Here is a 14,779-nt window from a genome sequence, read left to right on the forward strand (position 1 = left end):
TCTGATGTGCGTTTTTGTGCATTGGACTTTTTATTTTGCGCTATTTGGGGCTAAAAAGATAAAATCGGAACTATTATCTTAAATAATTTAATGAGAAAATGTAATATTACTTGACAAATGTAAGAAAACGGTGTAAATTATAGTCAAGAAATACATTTGTAAAATAAAAATACAAATGTAACGCAATTGAAAAATAGGTAGACATATGTAATAATGAAAAAAATATGGACACTTATTTGGAGGTTGCCATGGAAGATAAAAATCTGTATATCAAGATCGCACACTGGTACTATACCTTGGGTATGACGCAGGATGAGATCGCGAAGCGGCTGTCTTTTACAAGACAGCGTGTGAACCGGATCATCAGCTCTCTGAGGGATATGGGTATTGTTACCATAAAGGTTAACGGCTACGCCCAGGGAAATGTGGCATATGAAGGGGCGATCGAGGAGCATTTTGGTTTAAAAAGAGTAATCATTGCGGAATCGTATGATGGTGAGAGCAACTACATGCCGTCGCTTGCAAACACGGCCTCCCAGTATCTGGAGGATTACCTTCAGCCTGGTATGAGCATCGGGGTATCCTGGGGGGAAACACTTGCAGCTACCATTTCGAATCTTTCTTTTAAAAGGCGGAGTGAGTGTACGGTGGTGCAGATGGTCGGAGCGCAGAACATTGACATGGATATGTTAAAGTCGGATGAAATCGCCCGGTCGCTGGCAGATAAGCTGGACAGTGTGTGTTATATACTCTACGCGCCAGTTGTTGTCGATCACGCGGAGACAAAGAGAATGCTGATGGAAGAGCGGACCATTCAAAAGTCCTATGAGCTCATGAGGCGCTGTGATGTGGCGCTTTTTGGGATCGGGCAGGTGAGCCGTGAATCTACCATGTGTAAGCGTGGTCTGCTGAAGGTCGAGGATATTGACCGGCTGAGGCAGGACGGCTTTATCGGGGATGTCTGTGTGAACCCCGTAACCATTGATGGCCGCTGGCAGGATTGTTTTATCCGTGACCGCGTTATCAGCGCGAACATGGAGATTCTGAAAAACATTCCGAATGTTGTGGCTATTGCCGGCGGGGAGGATAAAACGGAAGCCATTATCGGCTGTCTGGCCTCCGGGGTCATCGATACGCTTATCACCACTGATATGACAGCAGAACGCATTGTGAGAACTCTTGGTTTATAGGACTGGTTTGAACCACCTTGTGGTTTAAATAGATAGGGCAGCGGCTGCATTGTGACAGCAAGGGGGACGCCGTTGTCTGAAAAAACTATGATTCTCGGAGGGAAAACATGAAGTATATTATCGGCATTGATGCGGGGACATCAAATGTAAAGGCAGTTTTGTTTGATGTGGATGGCAATGAAATTTTAGTCGAAGTTTTAGAAAATGAGCCCATTTATATCGGCGATACAGATGTGGAGCAGAACATGAACATTTTGTGGGAAAAGGTTGCCCTTTGTATCAAGATGATCATGGAAAACGGACCGGCAAAGGCAGACGATATTCTGGGCATTGGCGTCACTGGCCAGGGCGAGGGCATCTGGCTTATGGATGAAAACGGCGAGCCTGTACAGGATGCGATTCTGTGGTGTGACGGTCGCGCCGCCGATGAAGTCGCCAAGGTGACAGAGGATGATCCAAAGCTCGGTGAAATGATTTTCAAAACAACCGGGACGCCGCCGCTCACAGGAACACAGTTGATGCTGCTGAAGTGGATGAAAAACAACCGCAAGGAAGTACTGGACAAAGCGAAAACCATGTTCTTCTGTAAGGACTGGGTGCGCTATAAACTGACCGGTACCATCAATGGCGATATGAGTGACACAGGAACTTCTTTAATGGACGCAGAAAAGGGCGAAGTAGCAGTGGATCTGTTAAAAGCACTGGATTTAGGCGAATATGTGGACCTTATCGCTCCGGTGGTTATCTCCAACAAAATTGTAGGGAATGTACTTGACCGAGTTGCAAAGGATCTCGGCCTTAACCCGGGAACACCTGTCGTGGCAGGCGCCATTGACGTTGTAGCCGCTGCGGTGGGTATCGGAGCCGTAGAAGACAAGGATATCTGCGTTATTTTAGGCACTACCTGCGCCAATGAAATCTTCATGAAAAAGGAAGACTGCGAATTTGGCAAGGAGGGAACACGTCTTGAAAAGCATGCGGTGGGGGATCTGTTTGTCAATCTGATGCCAACCATGAACGGAACACCGAACATCGACTGGGTACTCAACGAAATTGCCCTGACTAAGGATTTTTCTAAGGTCGATATCATGATCAAGGATGTTCCGGCCGGCAGTGGCGGCGTGATTTACCATCCTTACATCAGTGCAGCGGGGGAACGCGCTCCATTTTACCATCCGCATGCCAAGGCGAATTTCTTTGGTATCAGTGCGAACACCAAGCGTGCAGACTTAGTTCATGCGGTTTACGAAGGCATTACCCTTTCCATTAAAGACTGCCTGCAGGGCGCGGATAGAAACAGCAAAATTTTTATTGCCGGCGGCGGAGCCAAGAGCTCGATCTGGGCGCAGATGATCTCAGACGTTACCGGTATGGAGGTTGTTGTGTCTGCCGGAAATGAATTCGGTGCCAAAGGAGTTGCCATGATGGTGGGTCTCGCGGTGGGCGAATATGAGAGCTATACCGACGCGGCCCGCAGAACCTGCAAATCTGAACGCATTTACCGTCCGAGACCAGATCAGAACGCGATTTACGAAGACATCTACACACTGTATAAAGGCATCCGTATCGCCTGCGAGAGCCTATGGACAGCCCGTGCAGATGTGATGAAAACTATCAGTAAACGTACCCGAGAAAACTAGAGACAGAAAGAAGGATAACACAATGAAAATTTTTTTTACTGCAGAATATGATGAAGAACAGTTAAAGCCATTATACGAAATGGGTGAAGTGGTAAAAGATGGCTGGGCCATTGGCCTGCCCAAAATGCAGGAGGAGGAGCTCATGGAAAAATCCGCAGACGCGGACATCATCATTACAAGCTACGACGATATTACCCGGGCAGTCATTGAAAATGCCCCAAACCTCAAGCTCATCGCCTGTACCCGCGCCACTCCGGTTAACGTTGATATGGCCGCAGCAAAAGAACGTGGTATTCCTGTTATCTATACACCGGGACGTAATTCCGACACTACTGCTGAGATGACCGTAGGACTCATGCTCTCCATCGCCAGAAAGATCCCGATGGCCTACAAGGCTTTAAAGGAAGGAAAATTTACTGCTGATCCTAACGCACAGAAGGTAACCAAGGAAGGTCTGAAGGTCGATATGGTCTGGGATATGGAACCCGGATCACCTTATATGGTGTTTAAGGGGACTCAGCTTCATGGTAAGACGCTGGGGATCGTAGGTTATGGCAGCATTGGCCGCCGCGTGGGCAAAATTGCCCGTGCCTTTGGCATGGAACTGTTGATTTATGACCCGTTCCTATGTCCCATCGACTTAGAGGAAGTTGGCGTTAAAAAAGCAGAAAAACTGGAAGACCTGATGAAAAACGCGGATTTCATCACCTGTCATATGAAGATCACCCCGGAAACTACGGGCATTATCAGCCGTGAAATGATTGCTCTTATGAAACCAACCGCCTATTTTATCAACAGCTCGAGAGGTGCGATCCTTGACGAGGAAGCCCTGATCGACGCACTCCGCGAAAAACGGATCGCTGGCGCTGCCTTTGACGTCTACGCTAAAGAGCCCATTGCCAGCAACCATCCATATATCACTGAACTTGACAATGTCGTCATCACACCGCATATTGCCGGAGCCACTGACGATGTCCTCGTGAACCATACCAAACAGATCGTCGCTGACGTAAAACGCTTCGCAGAAGGCCGCAGAATGCTGTACGAATACCGTTAAAGCCAAGTAGATAAACCTGAATAAAAAATATATAGAATAAAGAGGAGATTAAAGATGTTACTGCAAAAAGAAAGAGAAGACGTTGTAAAATACTGCCAGATGCTGATCACCCACGGTTTAACCAAGGGAACCGGCGGAAACATCAGCATTTTAAACCGGGAAGAGGGCTTGTTTGCCATCAGCCCAAGTGGTATCGACTATTTTGAAACCGAGCCAGAGGATATTGTTGTCATGAATCTGAAAGGTGAGATTGTGGATGGGGATCGTAAACCCTCCAGCGAACATGAACTTCACCGCATTTTCTATACCGACCGCGACGACATCGCCGCTGTCGTACACACACACTCTGTTTACAGCACCGTTCTGGCAACTCTGAGAGAAGGCCTGCCGGCTTCCAGCTATCTGGTCGCATTTTCTGGTTACGATGTCCGCTGCGCCGAATACGCCTCTTACGGATCAATGGAACTGGCTAAAAACACCTTTGAAGCGATGAAAGAACGCAACGCCGCTTTTATGGCAAACCATGGCCTTATCGCCGGGGGCAGTGATATTCTCAATGCCTTTAACATTGTGGAACAGATCGAACAGTGTGCAGAAGTTTATGTTAAAGCCAGAGCCATCGGCACACCCGTACTTTTAGACCACGACGAAATGACCCGCATGATCGACAGCTTCAACAACTCTTACGGTCAGCGTAAAGCAAAAAAGGACTTATAAGAATTACCCTGTGACTATTTTCTTAAATGAGTAAACCCCATCAAAACCCGGAGGCAGTGATTCGGCCTCCGGGTTTTCCCATTTTGGAAGATGAGAAAGAAAGGAAGAATGACATGAAGTATACGGAAGAAAGGCAAGCCATCATCGACGCCTGCCTGTGGCTTCAGGACACAGGTATGGTCATTGGTACATGGGGAAATGTGAGCGTGCGCCTGGACGAAGAAACGATTATGGTAACTCCGAGCCGGATAGAATATGCGGACTTGACGCCTGCAGATATGGTGATCGTGGATATGGCGGGGAACAAGGTAGAGGGCGAACACAAACCTACCTCCGAGATGCATGTGCACCGGCTCATTTACGCGGCCCGACCCGATGTGGGAGCAGTGGTTCACTGCCACCCGGTTTACGCCTCAGCCATGTGTGCGGCCGAACACGGCATTCCGGTTATCTTTGAGGAAATGAGCCAGATGATCGGGGGGGAGATCCCCATCACAGCCGAGTATGTGAATGCTGGACAGCATGTACGTCTGGGAGAGGTGACCGCCGAGGCACTGGGCGATAAAAATGCCGTCCTGATCCGCAATCACGCCCCGGTCTGCGTGGGCCGTGATCTTAAGGAAGCCCTGACTTGTTCACAGGTGACCGAGAAAGCTGCCAAGTGCTATCTGGCGCTCAGAGGCGGTGTGGAGATCACCACCATCCCGGAGGCTATGGTCAAGGCCGAGCGCCATAGGTTCCTTTACAGCTATGGCCATGAGCAGTAAGCGACGGTACCGTCGGCCTTAAGAATCTTAAAAGCTCAGTTGATAGATTCTCCCTAAAAGAGTATAATAGTATTTAAACAAACCTTCCCCGGAGATGCAGTCCTGTCTCCGGGTTTTCCTGAATCCGGAATGAAAAGGTTATCTTACTTTTAATGTGTGAAAGGAGAATTTGATGGAATACGCAAAAGAGAGAAAAGCCATTGTGGAAGCCTGCCGGTGGCTGGAGGCCAACGAGATGGTCATTGGCACTTGGGGCAATGTGAGCGCGCGCCTGGATGGGGGAAAGCTGCTGGTGACGCCGAGCCGGGTGGCTTTTACGGATATTTACCCTGAAGATCTGGTAGTTGTGGACACCGAGGGCTGTAAAGTTGAGGGCGTGTGGTATCCGAGCTCTGAGGTTCATATTCATCGTCTGATTTACGCCAGACGCGGGGATGTCAACGCCATTATCCAGTGCTATCCCACTTACGCTTCTGCCATGTGCGCCTCTCAGCAGGGAATTCCGCCGATTTTTGAAGAAATGAGTCAGCTCATCGGCGGCGGAATTCCGGTAACGCCTGAATACATTAACGCCGGACAGCACCGAAGACTGGCAGAGGCTGTCATCCAAACCATAGGCCAGAAGAACGCTATCCTGATTCGGAACCACGCCCCCATGTGCTTTGGCCGCGACATGACTGAGGCCCTCACCTGCTGTAAGGTAACCGAGAAAGCCGCAAAATCCTACCTGGCCCTCAAAGGTGGCGTCGATGTGGCCGTCATCCCCGACGAAATGGTCGATGCTGAGCGCGAACGCTACCTGAACCGGTACGGGCATGAGGGATGTGAGGAATAGGATTAAAGCCCTTCGGGGCTTTTTTTTGTGTTTTCAATCAGGAAAGTTTAAAAGTTTTCGCTGTCATTTAATTATTATCTTGCCCGTTGGGTATAAAAAAGCAAAAGTATCTGAATTAAGAAAGGAAAAAACAATGAAGAAAATCGTGAGTGCAGTCATATCACTGTTGATGATTTTACAGTTTTCACTGCCGCAGGCAGCATTTGCTCAGGAAAATGGCAGTGTGGTAAACGAGACAGTAGCACCGGCTGCGGTGGATCAGACAGTGGAGAAGAACGCTGAGCCAGAGCAGCCTGAACAGGCAGCAGCCACCGAGGGGCAGCTCAAGAAGGTCACAGAACCCGCTGCCATACTGCCCGAAGCTTCAGAGAAGGTTTTAGTTCAACCCGCGGCAGAAAACCAGCCCAAAGCTGGTGGCCGGGACATTAAAGAAATTTTTCAGTCGCTGGGATATAGCGAGGCAGACAGCACCATTTTGACAGGAATGACCGTGACCTATCAGGATGTGGCTGGAAAACCCGTAGCAGAGCCTACCATTGACGACACAGTTCGGTTTGATATCACCTTTGCGCTTCCAGAGGATGTTCGGGCCCAGATGCAGGCCGGTGATTACTACCAGTTTGAACTGCCGGACAATATCAAAATCGCCAATAATACCAGTATTCCCCTCATCGACGCGGCGGGAAACCAGTATGCTACCGCACTGGTGGGCAAAGACGGCACAGTCACAATCACCTTTACCGATGAAGTGACAAAAAACAGTGACATCAGCGGAAACCTCAATTTCTCGGGTGGATTTGACAAAGACAGCATGACCGGCCCAGGCAATACGGTTATCAAGATCCCCAATGAGGAAAAGCTGCCGCCTGCAGAGGTGGTGGTCAGGCCAAGTGCAGGAAGCGCCATTGAAAAAAACGGCTATTTTGACCGGAATATGAATCCCGAAAAAGTCATCTGGAATGTAGACATCAACAAAAGCCTGGACACAGTTGCGGGTGCGGCCGTCACCGATACCCTGCCTGCTGGACTCACCCTGGAAAGCGTAACGGTTTATCAGATTGAGGTTGACTTTGACGGCAATGTTGTTGAGGGAAGCCAGACACCTGTGGATCCGTCCGAGTATACCGTTGCGGCTGACGGCACAGTCACTTTTAAAAACACTATCCACGCTGCCTACCGTATTGAGTACACAACCCGCATCGATCCGGAAAAGAAGCCTGCGGACGGCGGTACCATTATCTTTAAGAATGAGGCAGCTCTGAGCGGGGACAACATTTCAGAGATTACTGCGAACGCCACGGTGGATGCCGAGTACGGCAAAATTCTGGAAAAAAGCCGGGAAAACTACGACGCCCAGACTCAGACCTTTAGCTGGGAGATTAAGTACAACTACAGCGAGGGCAAAATCCCGCAAAAACAGGCTGTGGTGACTGATAAAATCGGCAGCGGCATGGACTATGTAGATGGCAGTCTTGTACTTAACGAAGTGGATTTTAATACTGATGGCAGTGTAAAGATTGTCCGCACCCTTGAAGAAGGCGTGGATTACCAGCTCGATAAAACTGCTGATGGCTTTAAAATTCAATTCTTAGGGGATGTGGACTACGCGATCCAGATGACTTATCAAACCAAGGTTTCCGGAATATTAGATGAAAATCAGAAATATAAAAATGAGGTAGAGATCGGTACTGGACAGACGGACAGCGCAAGTGGCAGCGCTAAACAACAGGGCGTCATCAAAAAATTTGTATCCGCCGATCAGGAAAACAGGCGGATTAACTGGTCTATTAGCGTTAATAAGAACAACTATACCATGAAAGACTGGTCCCTCACAGACACCCTGAGCCCAGGCCTTTTTCTGGACGAATCGTCTCTGGTGATTAAAAATCAGGATGGAAAGACCCTGGAACGAAACAAGGATTATACCTTGAACTATGAGCAGAGCAGCAACAATTTTGATATTGTGCTGATAGGGGATTATAATCCCACAAGTGACAGCTTTAAGATTACCTACACCACAGACTATGATACTGGCGCAACGATTTTCCCGGACGGCAACGTCTATTTTAAGAACGACGCTGTCTCCAGCTGGACAGATACCCAGGGCGGAAAACACAGCAGTAAGGATGAGGCGGACTACCGGCCAAATGACGACGCATCCTACAATGGTTTTAAAAATGGCAGCTACAACGCGGTCAATAAAACCATCACCTGGACGGTGGGCGTCAATTACAACGATCTCCTGCTTGGGCGGCCCACGGCTATCGAGGACCCCATCACTGGCAATCAGGTATATGTCTCAGGTTCCGTTAAAATCTATCACTATACCCTGAGCAGCAAGGGTGAGCCGGTAAAGGGAGATGAAATTGCCCCTGAAGAGTATGATCAGTTTCGGATTCAGGAGCCGAATGCCCAGGAAAACATCCTGAAGATACTGTTTCCAGAAAGTGCGGAGGGCCGTTATCTCATTGAGTTTCAGACCACCCTGGATGGTCAGGTTATCCATGACAGCGCGACCTATAAAAACACCGCAACCTTTACCAATGGACGTGAGGTCCATCTGCTGGAAGGCGAGGTGTCTATCACTAACGGCGGTAAGCTGGCCGCCAAATCCGGTATTCAGGATGATGAGGGCTATGTGAAATGGCAGATCACCGTGAACCCCAGCCAGTCTGCGCTCACCGATGTTCAGGTCATTGACCGCCCCTCGGACAACCAGATCATTGACCTCAGCTCCCTGAGGGTATACGGCGCTCAGGTAGATGAAGGGGGCGGCTTGACCCTGGATGAGAATATTGTTCTGGCTCTGGGTACCGATTATACCGTGGACTACGTCACAAATCCGGAAACAGGCCAGCAGGAGTTGACTGTGAACTTTCTGAAGGAAATTGACCGAGCCTTCTTTATCACTTACCGTACTAAGGTGCTGCTGGAGGAAGGCAGTGAGCAGAAGGTGAGCAATGAAGTGATTATAAAGGGCAATAATGAGGAAGAAGTCGAAGGCGGCGACAACCAGGAACTGGGCGTCATCGTCAATGATGGTGGCGGAACCGTTGTGGGTAAAAGAGGCAGTATTCTGCTGGAAAAGGACAGCGCCACCACGCATAATCCCCTGGCCGGAGCCGTGTTCCAGCTTTATGACAGCAACGGCGTGAGCCTGGGTGCCCCGGTGACCACCGGGAGCGACGGTCAGGTGCTTTTTAAAGAACTGGTTTATGGCAATTATATTTTGAAGGAGCTGAAGGCCCCGGATGGCTATAACCTGGACAGCGCTCTGAAACAGGGTATCACCATTACTGTCAATGCAGAGAGCAGCCAGACAGGAAAGATACAGCATTTGCAGAATGATCCGGTCCAAGTTACCCTGGCCAAGGAGGACGAAAACGGAGATCCTCTTGCGGGTGCAGTTTTCACCCTTGAGATAAAACAGGGCGAGAACTGGAAACCCATACGGGAAGAAACTGAGCTGAAAACCGGCGAGGATGGGCATCTGACCGTGGAAGCATTGGAGGAAGGCACTTACCGCTTTACGGAAATCCAGGCTCCGGACGGCTATGTTCTGAACACTCAGCCCATAGAATTCACTCTGGTCAAAAATGCAGACGGCGTGATCCCAGCATTGACACTGGATCCGGTGGTCAATTATCAGGGAGGCCTCGAAATCACAAAAACCGATGCGAACGGTCGTCCACTTGCAGGCGCAGTTTTTAAGCTGACAAAAGACAACGTGACGGTGATAGAAGGGCTGACTACTGAAAAAGACGGTACCGCCAAAGCCAATGGGCTGGCCCCCGGCGTTTATGAACTGGTGGAAACCTCCGCTCCAGAAGGGTACACTCTTGACAGCACCCCAGTGCGTTTCGAGATTGAAGCGCGTGCGGCAGGAGCGCCTGCACCAGTAGCGATATACTTGGTCAACCAAAAGGAAAAACCGACGGAAGTCACTGTGAAAGTGCCGCCAGATGCGCAAAGTCCTGGACAGACGCCTGGTAAGGCAGTGGAAAAAAGTCCGGGAACTGGCCTGCAAGGACCCGGAGGCATCGGCACATCCCTGCTGCTGTTGGTCGCTGCCGGTATTATCCTTTGGAGGAGGACCAAACCAAAAGAAAAACGTTAGCGGCATTTTTGGTCAGAGAGACCGATAAGGTTACAAAAAAGCATTAAGGACTGCCTCAGTGATGAAAAGATCACTGCGGGCAGTCCTTTTTACGTTCAGTCTTATTTCCCGAGGCGTTCAATGACCTTGCGGGCTGTATCGCCCAGCCATTTTGCTTCAAGAGCAGCGTCGATATGTCCATTGATGAGCTCGGGCAGGAAATCGCGGATCTCCGCGTCGGGGAGATCCCACCATTTTAAGGCCATAAGCTTCGCGATGGTGTCATCGTCAAAACGCTTGCGGATAAAGCGTGCCGGGTCCCCGCCGACCACCGTGTAGGGCGGAACGTCTTTTGTCACCACGCTGCGGGTGCCAATGATGGCGCCGTCGCCGATGTGTACGCCGGGCATGATCACACTCTCATATCCAAACCACACGTCATTGCCGACAATGGTCGGGCCCTTGAGGGTAGAAACCTTGCCGCCAAAGCTTTCAGGCAGATCCCAGTGGTCGTTTGCGATGGGAAAGGGATAATTGGCCATGGAGGCAAAATTGTGGTTGGCGATGGGACAGAGGAAGGTGGTCCCCATGGCCAGCGAACAGTATTTTCCAATGATGATGGTATCTCTGTGAAACTGTGGATAATGGTACAGAATGTTGTTCTTGACAAAATCCCGGGGGTCGTTTCGCTCATCGTGGTAGTAGGTGTGTTCCCCAACCTGGATATCCGGATCGTCGATGACATTTTTCAGATAGACCACAGAAGTGTTATCATCGGTTAAATAAATTCGTTGATCATTGTCCTTACGCATTTTTTTGCTCCTGTAAATTCAAAATATATTACGATACCATTATATCAAAAACTCAAAGCTTTGGACAGGATCTGCCCGATTTTTCCTGACAGAGAGCAAGAAATGACAACGCCCTTTTCCTAAATCGCAGGAAAAAAGAAAAAGCATGGTGCTCTTAAGATGTGGGAAAAGCCTTTTTATGGGTAAGTAATACATAGGATATTTTAATGTATTACATAAATTTAGAAGCTTTACGCATTGTAGGATAGAAAGGAAACAGCATGAAAAAAATAACGGGCACTTTGACAGTCCTTCTCATGGTTTTATTATTCTCATTTTCACCCGTTTGGGCGGCCCAGGGGGCAGATACAAAACCTGCGCCTACTGCGCCTGCGAAGACCGATACCACCGCGCAGGCGGACAAACCGCAGCTTGCCGATAAAGACAGCGGCGAAGCCGCAGACAAAGCGGAAACAGACAGTGCGGCATCCGCGGAAAAGGCTGCGGTTCTGAAATCCGGAAATTACTATACTTTTAAGCTGCCGGAAAGCGTTGTCGTCACCGAGGAACTGGCCCTGCCCCTGACAGATAAGGATGGCAAGCTTTATGGCACCGCTTATGTGGGTACCGACGGCGTGGTGATTATCTCTCTGACCGAGGAAGCTGCCGGCGATGCCGCCGTGGCGGACCGGCTGGAGGCAGCGGGCGCTGAGCCGGCTGTTGTCCAGACCCTTGGAACCCAGACAGGCCCCCAGGGCAGTGTTGTTTTCCGAAAACAGGATGAAAACAGCAATGGCCTGGAGGGCGCGCGGTTCGAGCTGTTAAAAACCGATGAAAACAACCGGATCGTAGCTGCGGTTACTTCCGGCGCAGACGGCAGTGTGCGCTGTGACGGCCTCGCACCCGGAACCTACCGGGTGGTTGAGACACAGGCTCCAAACGGTTTTCTGCGAAACCTTGAGATTCTGGACTTCACGGTCTCGGATTCAGCCCAGACCCAGCACGTCGTGGTGGATGCGGGTATCCATACAAGCTATCAGGGGCGTCTCTCCATCCTGAAAATGGACGAAGAGCGTACCCCACTTCCCGGAGCCCGCTTTAAAATTCTGGACGCCAACGGCTATACTCTCCAGAAGGATCTCGTCACTGATTCGGACGGCCGGATCTGGGTCAGCAATCTGGCGCCCGGGCGCTATCAGGTTATGGAGACAGAAGCGCCCTCGGGCTATCATCTGGACGCCACCCCGGTGAGCTTTGAGGTGGCCTCTGAGGCAGAGGGTGAGCCCGCAGCCATGGAGGTCAAAGCCATCAATGTCCGGCGTTCCTCTAAGCTCAGGTATTCCGCGGGCACGGCGTCTCCCAACGCAGATACAGGGGTGGACAGTATGGACTTCCTTGGCCTTGGGTTTGTTGTTGTTGCAGCGGTCATTGGTGCGGGGGTGATGGTTTACCAGAAAACCAAGCGCAAATAAATCGAAAAAACCCGCCGGCATGGGATGGTGCCGGCGGGTTTTTTATGAGTGAGATTCAAGTTTTCTCCCTATTTATATTAAGGGCTAATTTAACCTTTAATCAGATTTGGTTTTTCTTTGACTGACGGACAATGTCTTCGAGGTATTCTTTGCGCTCCATCTTTTCGAGCAATGTATCTTCAAGTGCGTCTTTTTCCTCGGTCAGTGCCTGAAGGCGGGTGTAGTCGGTGGCGATGCCGGCCATCTCGGTATCGATGGCCTCCAGGCGGGCCTCCATCTGCGCCATGTCCGCGTCGATGCGGTCGTACTCCTGCTGTTCGCGGTAGCTCAGCTTCACGGCCTTTTGCCGTGGCTTCTCGCTTTTTTGTTCACTGGGTTTATTGGTAGCAGCGTCCTGATCCCGGCCTGCGTGCTTTTGCATGTAGTCGGTGAAATTACCGGTCTGAACCAGAATCTCACCGTCGCCGGTAAAGGAGAAGATGGTATCGCACACCCGGTCCAGGAAGTAGCGGTCATGGGAGACGGTGAGCACACTGCCCTGAAAATCGTCAAGGTAGTTTTCCAGGATTTTGAGGGTATCGATATCCAGGTCGTTGGTGGGCTCGTCAAGCAGCAGCACATTGGGCGCAGACATGAGGATACGGAGCAGGTAAAGACGTCTGCGCTCACCGCCGGACAGCTCGGAGATCCGCACCCACTGCGCGTACCGGTCAAAGAGGAACAGCTCCATCATCTGAGCCGCGGTGATGACCTCACCCCGGGCGTTCTCAACGGTTTCGGCACCCTCGCGGATGTATTCAATCGCCCGCAGGTTTAAATCCATATCTTCGGATTCCTGAGAAAAATAGCCGATTTTGACTGTATCGCCGATGACGATGGCCCCATTGTCTGGACGGGTTTTCCCAGCAATCAGATTCAGCAGCGTGGATTTTCCCCGGCCGTTTTTTCCGATGATGCCAATGCGCTCATCGGGCCCCAAAATATAGCTGAAGTCTTTGACTACGCACTGGTTTTTAAAGGATTTGGACACATGGTCCAGATCCACCACTTTTTTGCCCAGACGGGTAAATCCTACGTTGATCTCAAGAATGTCCTCGCTCAGGTCAGAGGCACTGTTCTTAATGTCCTCAAAACGCTGAATCCGGGCCTTTTGCTTGGTTGTCCGGGCACGGGCGCCCCGTCTTATCCACGCCAGCTCACGCCGGTACAGATTCTGGCGCTTCTGCTCCATGACGCTCTCGAACGCCCTGCGGGCGGCCTTTTTCTCGACGAACTCGGAGTAATTGCCTGTGTACTCGTACAGAGCCCCGCCGTCCAGCTCGATGGTTTTGTTCACGACCCGATCCAGGAAATAGCGGTCGTGGGTGACCATCAGGAGAGCGCCCCTGCGGTTTTCCAAATATTTTTCGAGCCAGGTAATGGTCTCGTTGTCCAGGTGGTTGGTGGGCTCGTCTAGGATCAGGAGATCGCAGGGAGTCAGAAGCACAGAGGCCATGGCCACACGCTTGCGCTGACCGCCGGACAGGGTGCCGATGGTTTTATCGAAATCCCGGATACCCAGCTGGGTTAGGATGGTTTCAACCTGGGATTTCAGGTTCCACAGGCCGCCTGCGTCAATGGTATCGGTCAGGGCCAGCAGGTGTCTCTGGAGCTTTTCGTCCTCGGGATAACGCATCAGAAGATCCAGTGTGTGTTCATAGTCGCGCAGGGTGTTCATCTCCGGGGTATCGGCCCGAAAGACCTGGGCCAGGACGGTGATGTTTGGGTCGAGCTCGGGGGTCTGGGCCAGGTACTCGATGCGTTTGCTGCCGTAGACGCGGACTTCTCCCGCGTCGGGGGTATCCTGCCCGGCCACAATGCGCAGCAGTGAGGATTTCCCGGTGCCGTTAACACCGATGACGCCGATTTTGTCGCTGTCCTCAATGCTGAAGTTGATTTTTTCAAAAAGGGTTTTGACACCGTAGGTTTTTTTAAGGTTGATGACGGATAATAGGTTCATGATTTTATTTTCTTTCTTTTAGCTTTTAGCGGTTTGCTTAAGGGTTATTTTAACACAGATTGTGCCAAGAAAAAAGAAATCTAAAAATAAGGCTAATTTAAAGCTTTATTGAGTAGTATAAATATATAATAAAATACCACTTATGGAGGATTAAAGTGATTGTAGGTGGTCAATATACCTGTATATACATATTTCACAAAAAAAGACCGTTTAAT

General features: G+C 50.2%; 10 protein-coding genes. 8 read left to right on the forward strand and 2 right to left on the reverse strand.

The features are described from left to right. Window positions 1-248 precede the first annotated feature (248 nt). The 7 genes from FYJ53_RS09355 to FYJ53_RS09385 all read left to right on the forward strand — a co-directional run bounded on the left by FYJ53_RS09355 (window position 249) and on the right by FYJ53_RS09385 (window position 10,323). Window positions 249-1,190, forward strand: coding sequence for a sugar-binding transcriptional regulator (locus FYJ53_RS09355; RefSeq protein WP_013378865.1), 942 nt, complete (start codon window positions 249-251; stop codon window positions 1,188-1,190). Window positions 1,191-1,297: 107 nt separating this feature from the next. Then, complete coding sequence (locus FYJ53_RS09360) at window positions 1,298-2,830, forward strand: FGGY-family carbohydrate kinase (RefSeq protein ID WP_013378866.1); 1,533 nt, start codon at window positions 1,298-1,300, stop codon at window positions 2,828-2,830. Window positions 2,831-2,852: 22 nt separating this feature from the next. Beyond that, on the forward strand, window positions 2,853-3,887 hold the full coding sequence (locus tag FYJ53_RS09365) for a 2-hydroxyacid dehydrogenase (protein ID WP_013378867.1): 1,035 nt from the start codon (window positions 2,853-2,855) through the stop codon (window positions 3,885-3,887). Between the two features lie 54 nt (window positions 3,888-3,941). Next, window positions 3,942-4,604, forward strand: a complete 663-nt coding sequence (locus tag FYJ53_RS09370; protein ID WP_013378868.1) for an L-fuculose-phosphate aldolase — start codon at window positions 3,942-3,944, stop codon at window positions 4,602-4,604. 113 nt (window positions 4,605-4,717) lie between these two features. Next, the gene (locus tag FYJ53_RS09375; protein ID WP_013378869.1) at window positions 4,718-5,371 is read left to right on the forward strand and encodes a class II aldolase/adducin family protein; all 654 of its coding nucleotides are present in this window, start codon (window positions 4,718-4,720) and stop codon (window positions 5,369-5,371) included. 172 nt (window positions 5,372-5,543) lie between these two features. Beyond that, a complete protein-coding gene (locus FYJ53_RS09380; RefSeq protein WP_013378870.1) occupies window positions 5,544-6,206 on the forward strand; it encodes a class II aldolase/adducin family protein in 663 nt (220 codons plus the stop codon). Between the two features lie 133 nt (window positions 6,207-6,339). Beyond that, window positions 6,340-10,323 carry a collagen binding domain-containing protein gene (locus tag FYJ53_RS09385; protein ID WP_187367898.1) on the forward strand — a complete coding sequence of 1,328 codons (3,984 nt, stop codon included), beginning with the start codon at window positions 6,340-6,342 and terminating at the stop codon, window positions 10,321-10,323. A 101-nt stretch (window positions 10,324-10,424) separates the two neighbouring features. On the opposite strand, the gene FYJ53_RS09390 is transcribed toward FYJ53_RS09385, so the two are convergent. After that, the gene (locus tag FYJ53_RS09390) at window positions 10,425-11,114 is read right to left on the reverse strand and encodes a CatB-related O-acetyltransferase (RefSeq protein ID WP_013378872.1); all 690 of its coding nucleotides are present in this window, start codon (window positions 11,112-11,114) and stop codon (window positions 10,425-10,427) included. Between the two features lie 260 nt (window positions 11,115-11,374). Between FYJ53_RS09390 and FYJ53_RS09395 the strand changes: the two genes are divergently transcribed. Next, window positions 11,375-12,565 (forward strand): collagen binding domain-containing protein, encoded by a 1,191-nt coding sequence (locus FYJ53_RS09395; protein WP_090410684.1) that lies wholly within the window; start codon window positions 11,375-11,377, stop codon window positions 12,563-12,565. Between the two features lie 100 nt (window positions 12,566-12,665). Here FYJ53_RS09395 and FYJ53_RS09400 read toward each other — a convergent pair whose 3' ends face one another. Next, on the reverse strand, window positions 12,666-14,564 hold the full coding sequence (locus FYJ53_RS09400) for an ABC-F family ATP-binding cassette domain-containing protein (RefSeq protein ID WP_148427776.1): 1,899 nt from the start codon (window positions 14,562-14,564) through the stop codon (window positions 12,666-12,668). Window positions 14,565-14,779: the final 215 nt, after the last annotated feature.

Origin of the sequence: Eubacterium sp. BL-380-WT-2B (assembly GCF_009696115.1) — a bacterium.
GTDB classification, from domain to species: Bacteria; Bacillota; Clostridia; order Eubacteriales; family Eubacteriaceae; genus Eubacterium; species Eubacterium callanderi.

Bases quoted from the DNA above. Each gene is read 5' to 3' on its own strand.
- FYJ53_RS09355 (WP_013378865.1), top strand. From the start codon at position 249: ATGGAAGATAAAAATCTGTATATCAAGATCGCACACTGGTACTATACC.
- FYJ53_RS09360 (WP_013378866.1), top strand. From the start codon at position 1,298: ATGAAGTATATTATCGGCATTGATGCGGGGACATCAAATGTAAAGGCA.
- FYJ53_RS09365 (WP_013378867.1), top strand. From the start codon at position 2,853: ATGAAAATTTTTTTTACTGCAGAATATGATGAAGAACAGTTAAAGCCA.
- FYJ53_RS09370 (WP_013378868.1), top strand. From the start codon at position 3,942: ATGTTACTGCAAAAAGAAAGAGAAGACGTTGTAAAATACTGCCAGATG.
- FYJ53_RS09375 (WP_013378869.1), top strand. From the start codon at position 4,718: ATGAAGTATACGGAAGAAAGGCAAGCCATCATCGACGCCTGCCTGTGG.
- FYJ53_RS09380 (WP_013378870.1), top strand. From the start codon at position 5,544: ATGGAATACGCAAAAGAGAGAAAAGCCATTGTGGAAGCCTGCCGGTGG.
- FYJ53_RS09385 (WP_187367898.1), top strand. From the start codon at position 6,340: ATGAAGAAAATCGTGAGTGCAGTCATATCACTGTTGATGATTTTACAG.
- FYJ53_RS09390 (WP_013378872.1), bottom strand. From the start codon at position 11,114: ATGCGTAAGGACAATGATCAACGAATTTATTTAACCGATGATAACACT.
- FYJ53_RS09395 (WP_090410684.1), top strand. From the start codon at position 11,375: ATGAAAAAAATAACGGGCACTTTGACAGTCCTTCTCATGGTTTTATTA.
- FYJ53_RS09400 (WP_148427776.1), bottom strand. From the start codon at position 14,564: ATGAACCTATTATCCGTCATCAACCTTAAAAAAACCTACGGTGTCAAA.